At 45.3% G+C, this 19,167-nt stretch carries 17 protein-coding genes; all 17 read left to right on the plus strand.

The window, feature by feature from the left end; translation table 11 throughout:
- Window position 1: 1 nt before the first annotated feature.
- The 17 genes from ACESPQ_RS06700 to cls all read left to right on the plus strand — a co-directional run bounded on the left by ACESPQ_RS06700 (window position 2) and on the right by cls (window position 18,958).
- Window positions 2-916: a cupin domain-containing protein gene (locus ACESPQ_RS06700; RefSeq protein ID WP_109771350.1), complete on the plus strand. Its 915-nt coding sequence runs from the start codon at window positions 2-4 to the stop codon at window positions 914-916.
- A 127-nt stretch (window positions 917-1,043) separates the two neighbouring features.
- The gene (locus tag ACESPQ_RS06705) at window positions 1,044-1,493 is read left to right on the plus strand and encodes an RpiB/LacA/LacB family sugar-phosphate isomerase (protein ID WP_008818787.1); all 450 of its coding nucleotides are present in this window, start codon (window positions 1,044-1,046) and stop codon (window positions 1,491-1,493) included.
- Between the two features lie 13 nt (window positions 1,494-1,506).
- Window positions 1,507-2,517 (plus strand): dihydroxyacetone kinase subunit DhaK, encoded by a 1,011-nt coding sequence (locus ACESPQ_RS06710; protein ID WP_109771349.1) that lies wholly within the window; start codon window positions 1,507-1,509, stop codon window positions 2,515-2,517.
- Window positions 2,517-3,161 (plus strand): dihydroxyacetone kinase subunit DhaL, encoded by a 645-nt coding sequence (gene dhaL, locus ACESPQ_RS06715; protein WP_109771348.1) that lies wholly within the window; start codon window positions 2,517-2,519, stop codon window positions 3,159-3,161. Before ACESPQ_RS06710 ends, dhaL begins: the two co-directional genes overlap by 1 nt.
- Before the next feature lie 312 nt (window positions 3,162-3,473).
- Window positions 3,474-3,938 (plus strand): cupin domain-containing protein, encoded by a 465-nt coding sequence (locus ACESPQ_RS06720; RefSeq protein ID WP_257328390.1) that lies wholly within the window; start codon window positions 3,474-3,476, stop codon window positions 3,936-3,938.
- 125 nt (window positions 3,939-4,063) lie between these two features.
- Window positions 4,064-4,561 (plus strand): MGMT family protein, encoded by a 498-nt coding sequence (locus ACESPQ_RS06725; protein WP_109771346.1) that lies wholly within the window; start codon window positions 4,064-4,066, stop codon window positions 4,559-4,561.
- Window positions 4,562-5,045: 484 nt separating this feature from the next.
- Complete coding sequence (locus tag ACESPQ_RS06730) at window positions 5,046-5,348, plus strand: PTS sugar transporter subunit IIB (protein WP_002607635.1); 303 nt, start codon at window positions 5,046-5,048, stop codon at window positions 5,346-5,348.
- A gap of 92 nt (window positions 5,349-5,440) precedes the next feature.
- Entirely contained in the window at window positions 5,441-6,862 is a 1,422-nt protein-coding gene (locus ACESPQ_RS06735; protein WP_002607634.1) for a PTS sugar transporter subunit IIC, read from the plus strand.
- A 75-nt stretch (window positions 6,863-6,937) separates the two neighbouring features.
- A complete protein-coding gene (locus tag ACESPQ_RS06740) occupies window positions 6,938-7,249 on the plus strand; it encodes a PTS lactose/cellobiose transporter subunit IIA (protein WP_009587753.1) in 312 nt (103 codons plus the stop codon).
- Between the two features lie 31 nt (window positions 7,250-7,280).
- A complete protein-coding gene (locus tag ACESPQ_RS06745) occupies window positions 7,281-7,502 on the plus strand; it encodes a hypothetical protein (RefSeq protein ID WP_008818795.1) in 222 nt (73 codons plus the stop codon).
- A 217-nt stretch (window positions 7,503-7,719) separates the two neighbouring features.
- Entirely contained in the window at window positions 7,720-8,190 is a 471-nt protein-coding gene (locus ACESPQ_RS06750) for a DUF3284 domain-containing protein (protein WP_109771345.1), read from the plus strand.
- Window positions 8,191-8,224: 34 nt separating this feature from the next.
- Window positions 8,225-9,310, plus strand: coding sequence for a DUF871 domain-containing protein (locus ACESPQ_RS06755; RefSeq protein ID WP_109771344.1), 1,086 nt, complete (start codon window positions 8,225-8,227; stop codon window positions 9,308-9,310).
- Between the two features lie 21 nt (window positions 9,311-9,331).
- A complete protein-coding gene (locus tag ACESPQ_RS06760) occupies window positions 9,332-9,994 on the plus strand; it encodes a GntR family transcriptional regulator (RefSeq protein ID WP_044906319.1) in 663 nt (220 codons plus the stop codon).
- Window positions 9,995-10,497: 503 nt separating this feature from the next.
- Window positions 10,498-11,175 (plus strand): response regulator, encoded by a 678-nt coding sequence (locus ACESPQ_RS06765; RefSeq protein WP_373144128.1) that lies wholly within the window; start codon window positions 10,498-10,500, stop codon window positions 11,173-11,175.
- A 155-nt stretch (window positions 11,176-11,330) separates the two neighbouring features.
- Window positions 11,331-16,157, plus strand: a complete 4,827-nt coding sequence (locus ACESPQ_RS06770; RefSeq protein WP_373144130.1) for a GH32 C-terminal domain-containing protein — start codon at window positions 11,331-11,333, stop codon at window positions 16,155-16,157.
- A 291-nt stretch (window positions 16,158-16,448) separates the two neighbouring features.
- Complete coding sequence (locus ACESPQ_RS06775) at window positions 16,449-17,402, plus strand: hypothetical protein (protein WP_009270945.1); 954 nt, start codon at window positions 16,449-16,451, stop codon at window positions 17,400-17,402.
- A gap of 17 nt (window positions 17,403-17,419) precedes the next feature.
- On the plus strand, window positions 17,420-18,958 hold the full coding sequence (gene cls / locus ACESPQ_RS06780) for a cardiolipin synthase (protein WP_109771341.1): 1,539 nt from the start codon (window positions 17,420-17,422) through the stop codon (window positions 18,956-18,958).
- The last annotated feature ends 209 nt before the right edge of the window (window positions 18,959-19,167 follow it).

A 19,167-nucleotide genomic window follows, 5' to 3' on the forward strand; every position in this document is an offset into this window, starting at 1 on the left:
TATGGCAAAACTATTTGATATCATGGGGAATTTCCCCTTTAAAGTAGAGGATAAAAAACCGACGCTGATTCGCAAGAGCGAGTATTCCACAGCGCTGTATCCACCCAACAATGCATTTACCTCTGACAACACCTTTACGATGGTTACCACGGATACCTTCATGCTCGGTATCTATGAGCTGGGTCCGGGCGGTGTCTTTGCACCACTGGATATCCATCCCGGTGATGAATCCTATTACATCCTGAACGGTCCGGTTGTACAGCGAAGCGGAAACGGACAGTTTGCTTATCTGGAAACTGGAGAAGGGCTGTTCATGCCGGAGGGAGCATGGCACTGCTGTCACAATTTCTCCGATCAGAAGGCAAGGATCCTGTATTTCATCACACCGAAGGCATGGAGTGAGTCGATTCCGCCTGCTGTGATCCCAAGCGATGAGGAAACGAAGTTCTATAAGGGACCAAACAACGATACACTTCCGGATATGCGTGGAAAGATTCAGGATATCTCCCGTCAGGGCTGTACGGATGATATCGGTGCATGGCCGGTAGATCCCAGGGAAGCAAGAGAAACCGGTGCGGTCTATGCGGTCCGGGATTTTGAAAAGCTGAACAATGTGCATGGAACCAAGCATCCGATGCTGATGCGTTTCATCACCAGCAATGATTACGGTCACTTCGGAGAGTTCATACTGCCGGCAGGCGGCTATGGACCGCGATGCTCTGATCCGGATACTCACGAGGGGGACGCAGCACTGTATTGTGTAGACGGTCCGGTAACGGTCAATCTGGTCGATCTGGAGGAAAGCTTCGTGCTGGAGCCGGAAGATACGTTCTTTATCCCGGCAGGAGTGAAGTATCAGCTGGTGAATTTTGAAAATCATCCGGTAAAAACGGTTTTCGCAATCACGAAGCTGTAGCTGGCAGGGAAAGCCGTGTGCATATGCTGCGGCTTTTCTTCCTATCCGGCAGAGGAGCAAAGGATAGGATATATTGAGACAAACGGATGTTACTTGCGGGCAACTCGCAGGGAGGAAAGGAGCACTTATGAAGCTGGTAATCGGATGTGATGAGGCGGCATACCGCCTGAAGGAAGCAATGAAGGAAACTATCATACAGCTGGGGCATGAGGTGAAGGATATCGGGGTCTATCATGAAGCGCCGTCCCTGTATCCGGACATTGCGCAAAAGCTGTGCGCATGTATCACGGATGGAAGCTGTGAACGCGGTATCCTGCTGTGCGGGACCGGTATCGGTATGGCGATCACTGCCAATAAGATTCCCGGTATCCGTGCGGCGGTCGGACATGATCTGTTCTCTGTGGAGCGCAGCATCAAATCCAATGACTGTCAGGTGCTGTGCATGGGAGCAAGAGTCATAGCAGCGCAATATGCAAGGCTGCTGGTGGAACGCTGGCTGGAATGCAGCTTTGCCGGCGGTGCCAGTGCTGAAAAGGTGGCACGTATCATGGAAATCGAACAGGAATACAGAAGATAAGGAGGTGCAGGGAATGCAGAGAATCATCAATGATCCCAACATGGTCGTAGAGGATATGCTGAAGGGATTTGCGAAATGTCACCGGGATATCATCCATGTGGATGAAGAAAATCCCAGAGTCGTCATCAGCAATTCCTTCAATAAACAGAAAAAGGTGGGTATCGTAACCGGAGGAGGGAGCGGACATAAACCGGCCTTCATCGGCTACTGCGGAGAACACATGGCAGATGCGGTCGCTGTGGGGGAAATCTTTTCCTCACCGACAGCCAAGAGCTTCTATGACAGTATCCGTGCGGTGGATCAGGGCATGGGAGTGGCAGTGCTGTATGGCAATTATGCCGGAGATAATATGAACGTGAAGATGGCGATGGAGCTTGCAGAGGATGATGACATCGAGGTAAGAACCGTAGTGGCGAATGACGATGTGGCAAGTGCGCCGAAGGAAGACATCACCAAGCGAAGAGGTGTGGCGGGGGAAATCTTTCTATGGAAGGTCGGCGGAGCGAAAGCGGCACAGGGAGCTGATCTGGATGCGGTCATCTCTGCCGCACAAAAGGCAATCGAGAATACAAGAAGCGTGGGTGTCGGACTGGGACCGTGTACAATACCGGCAAACGGAAAGCCGAACTTCCAGATCGAGCCGGGAACGATGGAGTTTGGAATCGGACATCACGGAGAGCCGGGCGTATGTGTAAAACCGCTGGGGTCCGCGAAGCAGATGGCACAGGAGATGGTGGATATGGTCATCCGCGATGTACCGTTTAAAAGCGGGGATGAGGTGGCGGTACTGGTGAGCGGTCTGGGGGCAACGCCTATCATGGAGCAGTATATCTTCTATCATGAGGTGGAGGAGCTGTTACAGCAGGCAGGTATCCGGGTATACCGTTCGTATGTGGGGAACTATTTCACGTCACTGGAGATGAATGGTGTAACGCTGACGATGATGAAGCTGGATGAAGAATTGAAAGAATGTCTGGATATGGATTGTGCATGTGTGGGACTGACACAGGTGAGGAGACCGTGATGGAATATATCCGAAATGAGAAGAATGTGAAGATAGCGGAAGCGATATGTGAAGCGATCCACGAGAATGCAGCATATCTGAGTGAGATCGACGGTGCAATCGGAGACGGGGATCACGGAGTCAATATGAACAAGGGGTTTCTGATGGCGAAGGAGCGGCTTCGTGCGGATATGAGCTTTTCCGAGAGCATGAAGACGATCTCACGGACGCTGGTGATGGATATCGGAGGAAGCATGGGTCCGATCTACGGAACGATGTTTTCAAGAATTGCAAGAGCGTGCAAACAGGAAGAGAAGCTCATAAAGGAGGTATTCCTAAAAGCCCTGCAGGATGCCTTACAGGGACTGCAGGAGCTGGCAGGGGCAAAGGAAGGCGATAAAACACTGATCGACACCCTTGCACCGGCGATAAGGGCATATGAGCAGGCGATGCAGGAAGGCAGAAGCTATGCGGCATGTCTGTGTGCACTGCAGGAGGGAGCCGAGGCAGGCAGGGAACACACAAAGGAGCTTGTGGCAAAGATTGGAAGAGCAGCAAGACTGGGAGAGCGAAGCCACGGCTATCTGGATGCGGGAGCGACGAGCTGCTGTATCATTCTAACGACGATGGCGCATCAGATGTGTGCGGATATCATAGAGGAATAGCAGCGGGAAAGATGCAGAATAGTTATGTGAGGTCTGTATCTTTTTCTTTGCATAGCAATGAAAGCAGCGCAAACGGATTATCGGATTTGCATGAAGAAGACAGGGATGTTATCATATGACTGTGGAACATCGCCATAGCAAAGGTTGTCTGTATACATGGATAGGAAGGAAAATGACTGATTTAGCAGCTCTGCATTCGTTCTGATGGCATATGTCATGCCGTGCGATTCAGCCGATACGGAGAATGACGGCAAACAGCACTTTCTGAATAGGCGGTAAGATAAAAGAGAATGGAAAATAATGATACAGCATATGGATCAAATAGCAGAGGAGTTTATATCGCAGGACACGCATGGACTCATTACAAAAGCAATTGGTGCAGCCGCAGGCAGCGAACGGCTGTATGTGAACATTGATCGAATTCCGCCGGAAAGCTTCAGCACAAAGTATCACAGCCATTCCCAGCAGGAGGAATTCTTTCTTGTTCTATCCGGAAATGGGACTGTGCGGCTGAATGATAAAAGCTATCCTGTTACAAAGGGTGATTTTTTCGCAAAGCCCTCCGGACAGAATATTGCGCATTCCATATACAATTTTGGCGATACCGATTTGATACTACTTGACATAGGGACGGTAGAGCAGGAGGATACCTGTTATTATCCTGATGATGATATGTATCTTTTGAAGTCAAACGGTCAGCGAAGAATCATAAGTGAATCTGATTTTAACAAGGAATGGACAACAGAACCCAATGCGGATGAATCAGGGACATTGTAAAAGCTCATCATTTACACCCTATGCGATAACGGATGAATCGTGGAGCATCATGTATTGTATTTGTGAAACCGTCTCATTGCATGCAGAAAGAAAACGTATTATGCTTAGTGCAGGAGGTGGCAACCATGGCAAATGAGGACAAAAAGGATTTCAATGCTATGCTGCATGACAGCAAGGATATGCCAAAGATGAAAATCATTACAGATACCGAAAGCATTAAAAAGTACGGAGGCAGTCGTATGTATTTTGCACCGCCTATCGACTATGACACGCTTATGCGCAGAGTACCCTTCGGCAAGGTGACAACTGTCGGGGAGCTTCGTGATTATTTCGCACGAGTGAGTCATGCGGATTTTACGGAGCCGATCACTGCCGGTATTTTCGTTTCCATTGCGGCATGGGCAAGTGTTCAGCGAAGGGATGATCCAACCCCCTACTGGAGAACGCTGAAGGCTAACGGAGAGCTGAATGCCAAATATCCCGGAGGTGTGAGTGCGCAGAAGGAAAAACTGGAGGCGGAGGGCCATACGGTAATTTGCAGGGGAAGAAAAAATATCCGTTATTTTGTAAAGGATTATGAAAATGCTCTCTTTGATTTCACACAAGGCGAGCAGGCTTTCTGATACTTATAGGAAGGATATGCGCTAACAGCAGCAGGGATGCACAAGAGCATGATTTTCACGGACAGCAGGTGAGGCATGTATCGGATCTGCTGTCTTTTTTTTGCTCTGTGCAGGGAAAAAGCGCTGTAAACAAGTGCGTATCAGCATGCTTGTCCGCTACTTCCACATCTTCATCCTTGTACTATATGGTATAAGCTTAAAACCATGTGGATTAGACCACTTGGACCATGGTATAAACCATAAGAATAAGCGGTTTCATAAAAAAATATCACAAGACTGCAACAGCAATCACAAATTGTGTTAAAAAATAAAAAGTGGAAATAATGCGATAAATAAAGGGCTATTTGCTTTTTTCAGAGATTGTCTGCGGCGTTTGAACAGAAAAAATTAGAAATTTAGAAAGAAAACGCTTGCATTATTTAAAGGGGTGTTGTATCATATGAGTGTACCAAGTGGTATAGACCACTAGAAAGGGGTAAAACTCATGACAAATATCTTACTTGTATGCTCTGCAGGAATGTCAACCAGTATGATGGTTAAGAAAATGCAGGAAGCAGCGGAAGAGAAAAAAATCGAAGCAGAAATATGGGCTGTCGGTGATGCGGATGCTGTCAACAATGTAGAAAAAATGGACGTTATGCTTCTGGGACCTCAGGTTCGTTTCCTGGAATCCAAAATGAAGGCGATTGCTGGAGGAAAACCGGTTGCAGTCATCGACATGCAGGCATACGGCACCATGAACGGAGCGAAGGTTCTGGAACAGGCGTTAAAGCTTCTTGGGATGTAAAATCCCTCACAATGGCATTGTCACTATCGGTAACAGGTGGCTCCTTTTACCGGACAGTGTAAAATAATTCATTTTTAGGAGGAGAAAGAAAAATGGAAAAATTCACAGCGTGGATGGAGAAACATTTTGTGCCGATTGCGGCGAAAATCGGTTCTCAGAAACATCTGGTAGCGATTCGTGATGGATTCATCGGTATCATGCCAATTACCATGGCAGGTGCTGTCGCTACATTATTAAACGTATTCTTCCGTGATCTGCCAAACAATTATCTGCCGGACTGGCATATTGCAGAAACATTCCAGTGGCTGATTGGAATCAACGGAAATGTATGGTGGGGAACACTGGCAATGCTGGCCATTGCATTTGCATTTTCCTTCGGTTACCATCTGGCTAAGGCCTATGATGTGAACCCGCTTGCTGGAGGTCTTGTTGCACTGGCTTCCTTCGTTACGATCTTAGCACAGAGCGCTACCTTCAACTATCAGCTTCCTGATGTTGCAGTTGATGCACTGAACACATTAAAGAGTGCAGGACTGGATGTTGCGTTGAATGACACGAAAGATGCTATATTACTGAATAATGCTACCGGCTGGGGCTTCCTGCCATATGCTTGGACAAACTCCGGTGGTCTGTTCTCTGCATTGATTATCGGTCTGGTTTCTGTTATCATTTATGCGAAACTGATGATTAAGAAAGTTACCATCAAGCTGCCTGAGCAGGTACCGCCAGCAGTATCCAAAGCATTCGCTGCAATTATTCCGGGTACCATCGCTATCTACACTGCAGGTATCATTCAGTTCTTATGTACAGAATTCTTAGGAAACGGTCTGCCTGAGCTGATCAACCAGTATCTGCAGATTCCATTCCAGAACCTGTCACAGGGTCTTGGCGCTATCATCATTCTTGTATTTGCTGTACAGGTATTCTGGTTCTTCGGTCTGCACGGACCAAACGTACTGGCTCCAATTCTGGACGGTGGATATATTCCATTGCTGAACGACAATACAAACATCTACAATACTGCTATGGCTGCAGGAAAATCACTGAATGATGTTGTTGACCAAATGTTCGTATGGACACGTGGTTCCTTCGATGCCTTTGTATGGATGGGTGGCTCCGGATGTACCATTGCACTGCTGATTGCCATCATGATCTTCTCCAAGAGAGACGATGCAAGAGCAGTAGCAAAACTGAGTCTGCCAATGGGCTGCTTCAACATCAACGAACCGGTTATCTTCGGTCTGCCAATCGTATTAAACCCTATCTACTTTATTCCTTGGCTGATTACACCGGTTATTCTGGCAACAATCGCTTATCTTGCAACAGCTTCCGGACTGATCCCACCGGTATTCATCACAGTGCCTTGGGTAGTTCCACCAGTAATCTATGCAATCCTGGCAACAGGTGGTAGTCTGATGGCCGGAGTTATCGCCGCAATTAACCTGGTTGTAGCAGTGCTCTGCTGGATTCCGTTTGTTATCGTTGCAAACAGAATGAACAACGTAGAAGAATAAAAACTATAGCAACAAAAGTAAATAGAAAGGGAAGAGGATATTTACTCTTCCCTTGCTTACTATAAGGAGGACAATATGGAAGGTTTAGAACTGATCTGTTTTGAAATTATCTCTAGCGTGGGAATGGCACGTTCACTTTACATCGAAGCCATTCAGGAAGCGAAAGCCGGAAATTTCGAGCAGGCACAGGAGCTTATCAAGCAGGGGGATGAATCCTTCACCGAGGGACACCATTCCCATGCAAAGCTGATTCAGCAGGAAGCCGGCGGGGAAGCCACACAGATGACGCTGCTGCTGACACATGCTGAGGATCAGCTGATGAGTGCGGAGGCATTTAAAATCCTGTCTCAGGAATTCATGGATTTATATAAGGAAATCAAAAAGTAATTAAAAATAAGGGAAACAAGAGGTGAACAGAATGATATACATCAGTTGCGGATTAAATCAGGAATTTATTATTGATCTGCTGGAGAAGACGACGGAGGAAGGCGTCAGCTTCAAATATGAGGGAAAAACGGGAATCAAGCTTGCATTTCACGTAAACACAGAGGATCTTGACAAGGCATGTGCAATCGCCAAGAAAACCATCAAGGCTACACCAATCGGTAGCGTAATGTACTTTCAGGTAACTACAAAATAAAAAAGCGAACAACATAGGAAAAAGGTGATATTTATGACACGCTGGGGCTTATTTGCTGTAACAATCGGCTGCATCATCATGATGTATTCTCAAACTTATAATGACTTTTCACAAAAAATATTGTATTGTATTTGTGGTGTCACTGTTGTATGTCTTGGAGCCTTTATGGTTTACAAGGACAAAAAGAACGTAAAAAAGAAATAAAAAGGAGAAGCACATGATCAAAGTAGAAGAAAAATTGTATGTGAATGCGGATGTTTTTTTCGATAAAATCGCAGAGTCAATTGCATATGATATCACAGCATCAACGGGTAAGAATATTCGACCGAAGCAGATTCACAAAGGGTTTTCCTACACGAAGGATATGAAAAACAAGATGAAGCGTGAAGGAAAGGTCAAGGTCACGATTACGGATTTTGAAGCTCCGCGGATTTACAAGGCGAAATTCGAAAGCAGTCAGGGTATCAATACAATTTCCTATGAAATTGAACAGCTGGATGAAGATCATATCGGTGTAACGTATATGGAAGATTTTTCCGGAGCCAGCGGTGCGAAGAGCGTGAATTTTAAAATTATGTCCTTCTTCTATAACCGCGGGGCGAAAAAGAAGGCAGTAAAGCTGCTGCGTAACATGGAAAGCTACATTCAGAACGAAGAGAAAGAGAAGTCAGAAGCAACCGAATCGTAATAGTATTGGCTGCTTGTCAAAGGAGGAGCTAATCATGGCTAGATTAGGAATTTCTCTTTATCCGGAGCATTCAACTCTGGAGAAAGATAAAGCATATGTGACACTTGCCGCAAAATACGGATTCAAACGAATCTTTACCTGCCTGCTGAGTGTAGAAAAGGAACGCGAGGAAATCCTTGCGGAATTCAGAGAATTGATCGACCACGCACATTCCTATGGAATGGAAGTCATCCTGGATGTTGCGCCGTTTGTATTTGAGAAGCTGCATGTTTCTTATGATGATCTGTCATTTTTCGCAGAGATGCATGCTGACGGTATTCGTCTGGATGAAGGATTTGATTCATTGAAGGAAGCTTTGATGACCTATAATCCACAAAATTTGAAAATCGAAATCAACGCAAGTCTGGGTACGAAATATCTGGACAATATTATGAGCCATTATCCAAAGCTGGATAATATCATCACCTGTCATAACTTTTATCCGCAGCGCTACAGCGGAATCAGCTATGAGCATTTTGAAAAATGCAGTCAGGACATTAAGGATTTGAATATTAAAGTCGCTGCCTTCGTATCCTCTCAGGAAGAGGGAACCTATGGCCCATGGCCGGTGAATGAGGGTCTGTGTACTTTGGAAATACACCGTGACCTGCCAATCGATGTGCAGGCAAGACATTTGTTTGCCACAAGACTGGTGGATGATGTCATCATCGCAAATGCTTATGCGAGTGAGGAAGAGCTCTCTACGCTTTCAAAAATTGATCCCGGTAAGCTTACCTTCAAGATTGATTTTGAAGCGGATCTTCACCCGACAGAAGAAAAGATCCTTTACGAGCACCCGCATTTTGTTCGTGGAGATATGAGCGAGTATATGGCGAGAAGCACCATGCCGCGTGTTACCTACGCTAAGGAAAGCGTTCCGCCAAAGAATACAAGAGATTTAAAACGTGGTGATGTTGTCATTGTAAATGATGAATATTCCCGTTATAAAGGAGAATTGCATATTGTGTTGAAGGATATGCCGAATGATGGAAGAAAAAATGTCATCGGTCATATACCGGAGGATGAGAACATGCTGCTGGATTATATCAAACCATGGAAATCCTTCGGCTTTATGCGTTAGTATCAGGAAAGAGGTGAAACTATGGCAACTCCTATCTATCGAAAAATCAAAGACCTAATTATGCAGGAAATTGAAGATAAGGCTGCCAATTCACCAATTGATTCAGAACGTGATATGGCGGTTCGCTTCGATGCGAGCCGCATGACTGTGCGAAAAGCAATCGATGAGCTTGTTGAGGAGGGTTTCCTCTACCGCGATAAAAACAAGGGAACCTTTGTCGCAGACCGTAAGTTGCTGAAGAAGAATACAGCTGCGGAAATGCTGCAGGAAGAAATCAGTGAGTTCATCGTCATGTATTTTAATGTAAAGGATGCCGCAGACATTGCACCGATACTGGAAATCGATCAGGATGATCAGGTGTTGAGCGTTGTTCGGCTGAATACCGTCAATTCCAAGCCGACCAGCGTTGAGGAGATCTTCTTTATTCGAAACCAGATATCCGATGCAGATATGAAAAATCTGAAAAATCTGCTGGATATGAACGATTATGTAAAAAACGGACGTGTTACGCAAAAGTTCATCCCCATGCTGGTTCCGGTTCAGTTTGCGAATCTGCTGAAAATCAAGATGAACACCCCCATCATCCGTGTGGAGTCAGTAATCAGTAGTATGAGCGGGAAACCGCTCGTTTATGTCCGTGCTTATAATAACCCTTTCGAAAATGTGATAGAAATTACCTTATAATATGATGAGAGCACTCGGTAGCCCAGCCGGGTGTTTTTTATACACGGATTCGTATATGGAATATGTGATGGGAGTATGACGCAGCATCTGCAAATAAAGCTGTCTTCTGTAACCGATTACAAATGTTAATTGACGTCTACTTTTAAGCGCATTAAAATAGGAAGTGATAAAACATAATACGCCGTAATGCCTGATGAGTAAGGAAGGAGGTATTGGATCGAAACAGCATAGGAGAGTATGCGATAGCAATCGGATATACAAAGGGAAGTATCCGATGTGTTACCTATAACGGTGATGGCTGTCAGTAGAATGATTGAAAAATCAGTAGCTCATAACCCGGAGTGGATCACCGGTTTGGTCGAAAGTATTCATTAATTTATACTTTATGAAATACGTACAAAACAGCAGCTTTTGCTGTTTTTTTGTGCATTATACGATCATATTGCCTAAAAAACAAGCTATACATAAATGTATACCATTTGAGATAGCGAGAGGGAAAGAGCATGACAAAGATTATGATAGCTGAGGATCAGCAGTTAATTCGCGAGAGCCTGAAAATCATTCTGGACTCTATCGAGGGGTTTGCAGTGACTACTGTTGTAGGAAATGGGGAAGAGGTATTGCAGCAGCTGGAGATAAAGAGTGTTGATATGATCCTGATGGATATTCGTATGCCGGTTATGGACGGTGTGGAATGCACACGTATCGTGAAAGAGAAATATCCGAATGTCCGTGTTCTGATTTTAACAACCTTTGTTGATGATGAATATGTAATGAAGGCACTTGCCTATGGTGCCAACGGTTATATCCTCAAAGGGGTTTCACTCGGTGAGCTGAAATATGCCATCGAAACGACAATGGAGGGCGGCAGTGTTCTGAATCCGTATGTCGGTGCAAAAATGATTCATATGATGCATACTGAAAAAAGGCTGAAGAAGGAGAACCAGGACCATAAGCGCGTGAATCAGTGTGTAAGGAAGCTGAGTGCACGGGAGTGGGATATTATCAATGCCATAGCAAAGGGGATGTCCAATCGCGAAATCGCTGAAAAGATGATTTTTACAGAGGGAACGATACGAAATTATCTAAGTATCATTCTGGAGAAGCTGCAGCTCAGAGATCGTACGCAGCTGGCGATATGGTATCTTCAAAGCGGGGCAAAGCTGCGGCATGCCTGCTGATATATGGGAGGATACACGCAGAAATTAGCTACAAAGAGTTTAACGAATGTCAATGTAAGTGATTACAAAATACACTGGGTTGGCATTTTCTCTTTCGATATACTTTAAACAGAACATCAAAAAGATGTCTGAAGGATGAAAAAAGGAGAGATCGTATGACGAGAAAAACGACAAGAATGCTGACAGCCTTACTGTCATGCTCCATGGCAGTAACCAATGTAGTACCTTTTCATGTAATGGCTGAAACTGCTCCGGGTGATCCGCAGGAGGTGCAGGTACCTGCAACAAAGAATCAGGAGCAGGATACAAAAGAAACAGCGCCTGTCTCATTGACAAATTTCAAGGGGGATCATGTTCGCAGTGAGGGCGGCAAGGTGATTCTGGATAATACCGGTGGTGACAATTTTGCAATGAGTGAAGATATTAAGGTAATTGCGGATGATTTTCACTACAGTGCAGATTTGACAATCAAAAGCGGTGATGCGCAATGCGCTGCACTGCTGGTCGGTGTGGGAGATCGAAATGATCCCAGCAAGGCATGGAGAGCCGCAAATGTCATCAGGCATGAGGGAGAAAACAAAATGCGCATGTTCCGTGTGCCCGGGGATCATAATTATCAGGCCATGCAGCTATTAAATGACTATGATTCTACAAAAACGGTACATCTGGATCTGGATATAAAGGCAAACGGGGACTTTACCTACAAGGTGACCAGTGAAGGCGGCAGTGAAAATGTGATGAGCGGAAATATGGATGACTGGGCCGGCGGATATATCGGAGTGTTAACCTTTCAGACAGAGGCTGAGCTATCCAATATCCAGTTTACGGATCGTACCGTGAGGGTGGATGATAGCTTATTCCATACAACACTGGAAAATCTGCGCGGTTTACAGGGAAGCTGGAAGATTACAGAAAAAGGAATGCATTCACAGGGAAGCGGTGATAACTTTGCAATCTCCGATACGAAAATAGAAAACTTCGAGTATTCCGCCAACATCAATAATCTGGATAAAAAGGGTGCCGGGGCACTGATGTTCCGTGTACAGAATCCCGATAATCCACAGGCTGGATGTTATGTGATCAATGCGGATTACACACATAATATTTTCAAGCTGTTTGAATTTCCGACAGGCGGCAGTATTGCCGAGGTTCCTTTGAGCGATGTGGAGCCAAATGCAGACGGCTCCTATGATATCAAGGTAATCGGCGTTGGTGAAGACATCTACGTTTATGCCAACGGAAAGGGAATCATGCGTGAAAAGGACAGCCGTCATAAGGGGGAATCCTATCTCGGACTGCTGACATGGGATGGAAATATCGAATATCAGAATCTGAATCACAAGGCCGCTAGTGAGCTTCCTGCTGTTGAAGAGGCGAAGCTGAGTGATTTCAAAATATTAACGGATGGAGTGACGATTACGCCAACGTTTGATTCGAATGTGAAAAACTACGGTATGGATATCCCGGCAGGAGTGAATCGTGTCGTGGTAAAGCCGGAATCCAGCGGGGATGTTTACATTACGCTGAAGGATCGTAACAACAAGGTGACAAAGGAAAAGCAAAAGGTTACGGATACCTTTACCTTGACAGCAGAGGACTTTGATATGAATTTCCTGAACATGGGAGTTACCATTGAAAAGGACGGATTTTCTGAGAATATCAATTTTGCTGTAAATAAATGGCTGTCAACAGAAGAGCTGGCACAGCAGCCGTACCGCGCGCAGTTCCATGTGACACCGCAGATCAATTTTATGAATGATCCCAACGGCATGGTGTATGATTCCACCGACGGCTACTGGCATTTATTCTATCAGTATTCGCCAAACAACAACTTCTACAAGCAGTCGCAGGCACATGTCCGTTCCAGGGATCTCGTTCACTGGGAACAGCAGCCGCTGGGTCTGCAGATTGATGAACACGGTCTGATTTTCTCCGGTTCCGCTGTAGAGGATAGTGAAAACACATCCGGCTTATTCAACGACAACAAGCCGGGAGAATCCAAGCTGGTATCTATCTATACATATCATGATGAAAAGACAGGAAAACAGTCGCAGGGAATCGCATCCAGTAAAGACCATGGAGTTACCTGGCAGAAATATGCAGGGAATCCGGTAATACCAAATGAAGGAAACACGCTCTCCGGAAATGATTTCCGTGATCCGAAGGTGTTTAAAATTGACGGGGACGCCAAGGATAAATGGTATATGGTGACAGCCGGGGGAGCAGCACAGATTCACGTTAGCGATGACCTGATTCACTGGGAAAAGTCGCAGCCGCTGAAATACAAAAACGGAGAACAGATTCTTTCGGAGTGTCCGGGATTGATTCCGGCAAAGGTAAACGGAACAGGAGAAACAAAATGGATTTATAACGGAAGTGCCGGATTCTATGTGGTGGGAAGTATGAAACCGGATGAAAACGGAATTTATAAATGGACTGCGGAATCAGATAAAATAGATATCGATTCCAATGCCAATCCATGGGGCGGTTTTGGAAAATATGCAACAATGACATTCTATCGTGACGGTACCGGAAAAAACCGTCAGATTGGAATCAGCTGGCTGCAGGACTTCATAGAATTTGATGGCAAAACCTATAAGGGACTGCAATCTCTCCCGCAGGAGTACGGATTGAAGCAGGACGCAGACGGCAACTATATCGTAACATCAAATGTCGTGGAGGAAGTGGATAAGCTGAGAGATACAAAGCATATACTGTATCAGACAGAAAATAAAAAGGTTTCCTCATCCGATGCCAATATTCTGCGAGGCGTATCCGGCATCCGCTATGATCTGGAAGGGGAATTCACGCTGGGAACCGCAAAGGAATTCGGATTTAAGCTGCGCAAGGGAAATGGAAAGGAACTGATTTTCAAATATAACAGGGAAACACAAAACATGTATGTGGATGGCAGAAATGCAGGCTATCATGTAAACAGTGGTAATTTCTCCTATACCCTGAAACCGCTGGATGGGAATAAGGTTAAGCTGCGTATCATCATCGATCAGGGTGCTGTGGAAGCGTTTGGAAACGATGGAGAGGCCAATATTTCTACCGCTATGTATCAGGAAAACAGCAATATCGGTATGGAATTCTTCTGTGATGATGGAGATGTTACGATTGATCAGCTGAAGATTTATGATATGAAGTCCATGTATACCGGCAAGTCAGGCTCTGAATCGGAAGCACCGCAGCTATATCTGTCAGCACCGCGGGAAGCACAGGTTCATACGGAATTCCGTGTTGATACCAACATGTATCCGAATATGGAAAGCGGTGATGTCGTTTGGACACTTGATCCGGGATTACAGCTGGTGAAAGAAGAAAAGGGAAGTATCGTTGTTTCCGGCAGTAAGGAGGGAACCTATAAAATCAAAGTAAGTGCACAGGGTCTGGAAAGGGAAGTGGAAATCAAACTATTCACATCCAGCTTTGCTTCCAATATTCCGGATTGGAATCTGGATGGAGGAATCTGGGCGAAAACTGCAGATGGGGTGATTGGCTCCAATACCGGCGGTGACAGCTTTTTGATTCATGATACCCGGATCTTCAAAGACAAACCGTTTATCTACGAAGCAGATATGCATATTCTGGAAGGTACGGCTGCAGGTATCGTATTCGGTGTCAGCGATAGAAACAATCCGTCAGCTGACTGGTTCTGTGCAAACATTGAGCGTAAGGATGACGGCAGCTCCATCGCCAAGCTGTTCAAAAACCAGAACGGGGAAATCTGGAATGAGACAAAGGAAATTCCCGCAAAGAAATCCAAAGCAGCGACACAGGCGCATTTGAAGGTTGTTTATGACGGTGCCGGTAAATTGGAGTACTGGATGGACGGTGAAAAGATTTTGGAACGAAGCAATGTGGATATGCAGGATGGCTATCTCGGCGTGCAGACATTCCGTTCAACAACGGTCTTTAATAACGTAAATGTACAATACCCGGGTGCATCTGTTGTAAGCCTGATGGAGAAGATTCCGGCGCTAACGATTGCATTTGGTGATAAGACATTACAGGATCAGCTGCCGAAACAGATTCGTGTCAAGCTCGACAACGATGTTGAATTGCTGGAGACGATCACATGGAATCTGGAGGATGTGAATGTAAACAAAGCCGGTGTGTACACCTTACGTGGAAAAGCAGCCGGGCACACCATAGAGGTGAAGGTCACGGTAAGGGCAGATAAAAAAGAACTGCAGAAGCTTCTGGATCAGGCCAAAACCTATGTGGAGAAAGACTATACAAAGGATAGCTGGAAGGCGTTTGAAGCGGCATGGTATCGTGCAGCTGCAGCGTATGCAGATGAAACTGCCACGCAGGATGATGTGAACAGCTGTGCTGCTGCTTTGGAAAAGGCGATGCAGGGGCTGGAAAAAGCAGTGATAACAGCTGACAAGAGGGATTTGAAGGAGCTTGTGGCATCTGCGAAGAAAATCAAAGCGGAAGGCTATACTGCAAACAGCTATGCCGCGCTTGAAAAAGCCATTGCCGCAGCAGAAAAGGTGCTGGCAAATGAGAAAGCTTTACAAAGTGAGGTGGATACGGCACTGAAGAATCTGAAGCAGGCGGTTCTGGCACTTGAAATTGTACAGGATACAGCGAATAGAGATCAGCTGCAAAACCTGGTGTCTATACTGAAGACTGTTAAAAAGGACAGCTATACGGCAGCCTCCTGGGAGGCATTTGTTAAGGCGCTCAGGCAGGCAGAGGCTGTGCTGGCGAATGAGTCAGCGGATGAAGCAGCTATAACCAAAGCATATGAGGCCTTGCAGCAAAGCTATCGTAAGTTGCAGCCGGTATCCGCTGGGGATGATGAGAAGCCACAGGGGGATGGACAGAAGGAGCCGTCAAAGCCTGATGCTGAGCATCCGGATACCGGAGATACGACATCAACTGGCGCAGCCGGTATGCTGACGCTGCTCGCCGGAGGTGCTGCTGTTGTTCTTCGTCGAAGAAGGAAGCAAGGCAAATCTGAAAACTAAGATAGATAATTATATACAGAGAGCTCACACCATGATGTGAGCTTTTCTGCTTGCATACTTAGTTACAGCAAGTAATTCCATGCTGCATCTCTGCCATATAGAGTAAGGCAATTGCAGTGGGCAGGTAAGCAATAACCGAATACACGAAAGATTGCAGCCGCCTCTGTAATAGCAGAAATGAAAGGGGATACAGAGGAAAAGTGTCCTCTTTTTCGTTGGATATCCCTGATTCACTGTAATTTTTCTCTTATTTCTAGTATAATAAGAATATTAGTTTCAGGAGGCGCTTATATGGATAAAACAGTATTGGAGAAATATACAAAAACATATGGTACACGTTTCAGTCGAAGACAGAAGAAGCGTTTTATCGAAGCATTGCATCAGGATTTTCACGCACTTGGTTATGAACCCACGATGATTGAAGGAAAAAAGCTGCTGTCACATGCGCATAATTATTTATATGGAAATATGAAGCAGATGAAGACGGTCATTGTTGTTCCTTATGACACACCGGAAAGAAAGTTTTGGAAAAAGGTGCTGTATTTTCCTTTTGACGGCACCAAGACGGCAAACAAGACCATGGTAGCAACCTATGTTCCGATCTTCCTGTTCTTTGCGCTGATTTTCGGAGGTCTGTATGGGTTGCAGCCGCTGATTACTTCAACGGGACTGGCGTCACTGATATCCTTTGGGTTATTCCTGCTGACTGTCATGCTGATGTACTGGATGATGCACGGCTTTCACAATGCGCATAATTATAACCGGAATTCTGCGACAATAGCCGCAGCTGTTGAAATCGCAAAGGGACTGAACAGGGATGAGCGCAAAAAGGTGGGCTTTCTGTTTACCGATAAGAACAAGATGCGTTTTATCGGTGCAGAGGCAGCCGCAAAGGATCTGGCAAATGCGGGGAAGAATCCGACGCTCATCTGTCTGGACTGCATCGCAAAGGGCAGTGTCGTACAGATCGGCTTCAATCCGCAGAACCGTAAGCTGGCAAATGAAATAGCCAAATATCATCCGAAAAAGAAATCCATCGATGTCATCAAGCTGAATGAGGAAATGCGTACACAGAATGCCATGGCGTATTTCAAAAAAGCTGTTGTCATTTCATGCGGTGAACTGGATGATGCGGGAAGCCTCTGTGTCATTGGAACCGGTACCGGCAAGGATCGTGATATTGAGTTGGAGACACTGGACGGCAATATTACCATGGTGAAAGAATATCTGCATAACCAGAAATAAAAAAAGGAGGGAGCTGCATGATTCGTAAACTACTATCCCTTTTACATAATAAAATTTTGATTGTATCGATACTGATTCTGATTCAGCTGTTCGTATTTTTCGGTATCGTCTTCAAGCTCAGCGAATACTTTGTGGCGATTTATTTTATTCTGATCGCCCTAAGCTTCTGCATGAGCATTTACATCATCAATAAAAATGACAATCCGACCTATAAGCTGACCTGGGTGCTGCTGATCATGGCTGTACCTGTCTTCGGAGGCCTGATCTATCTGCTGTTTGGCGGACAGAAGGTTCCCAAGGAGCTGCGTAAGCGAGACAGCGAGGCACTGGAAAACTATCAGGAAATTTCCTGGCAGAATACAGAAATCATGGAGGCTCTGGAGGCAGAGGATCCGCTTGCACACAAGCAGGCCAACTACCTGTGGAAGAATGCAATCTTTCCCATCTACAATCATACGGAAACAACCTACTTCCCGGTAGGTGAGGAAAAGTTCAAGGCAATGGTGGAGGAGCTGAAAAAGGCTGAAAGCTTCATTTTTATGGAATACTTCATAATCGCCCCCGGTGTGATGTGGGATACCATTCTGGACATTCTGATCGATAAGGTGAAACAGGGTGTGGAGGTACGTGTCATGTACGATGATGCGGGCTGTATTACAACGCTTCCGCAGGACTACTATCTGACACTGAGAAGGCTTGGTATTCAGGCAAAGGTGTTCAATCCGATCAAGCCGCGGCTTGCCATGCAGATGAACAACCGGGATCATCGAAAAATCCTTGTCATTGACGGAAAGGTGGGAATGACCGGGGGAATCAATCTTGCAGATGAGTATATCAATCAGAAAGAGCGCTTTGGTCACTGGAAAGACTGCAGTATCATGATTCGCGGAGAAGCTGTATGGAATCTGACGCTGATGTTTCTGCAGTTCTGGAATTATGATGAAAAGGAAAAGGATGATGTATTTTCCTACAAGCCCGATTTCAAGGTGTTTGAGAATATTCACAATGACGGCTATGTGCAGCCGTACAGCGATTCCCCGACAGATGAGGAAAATGTAGGAGAATATACACATATCAATATGATTAACAGTGCCAACCGGTATGTATATGCGACTACTCCGTATCTTGTTATCGATAATGAGATGAAAACAGCACTGCTGCTGGCGGCGAAAAATGGAATTGATGTTCGTATTCTTGTACCGCATATTCCGGATAAATGGTATGTATTCGCAGTAACACGCTCCAATTATAAGGATCTGATTGAGGGTGGTGTAAAAATATATGAATACACACCGGGCTTTGTTCATGGAAAAAGCTTTGTTGTAGATGATAAAATGGCAATCGTCGGTACGGTGAACATGGACTATCGTTCCTATTACCTGCATTATGAATGCGGTGTATGGTTCTATCGCAGCAAGGTGGTTATGGATGTGAAAAGGGATTATCTTGAAACACTTTCAAAAAGTCATCAGGTAACACTGGAGGAATGCCGGCAGGTCCGGCTTCCGATTCGTATCATGCGGGCGATTTTAAATCTGTTCTCACCGATGATGTAAAGAGAAAAGACCTAAGGGTCTTTTTCTTTCTGTAGAAGGAAATGAGTTCCTAACTAAGCGATAAATATACAGGATGTGCATGTACGGCTCTGCCTTTGACCACTTTATCCATTTGAAATCATTATCAAAGAAGCCTTGTCACATATCGGTATCAGTAAATTCATAAAGAAAGCGGTGAGCGCTTTTTTGAATGAAAATTAAGCATATGT

The organism is Clostridium sp. HGF2 (genome assembly GCF_964240115.1).
GTDB lineage: Bacteria > Bacillota_I > Bacilli_A > Erysipelotrichales > Erysipelotrichaceae > Clostridium_AQ > Clostridium_AQ innocuum.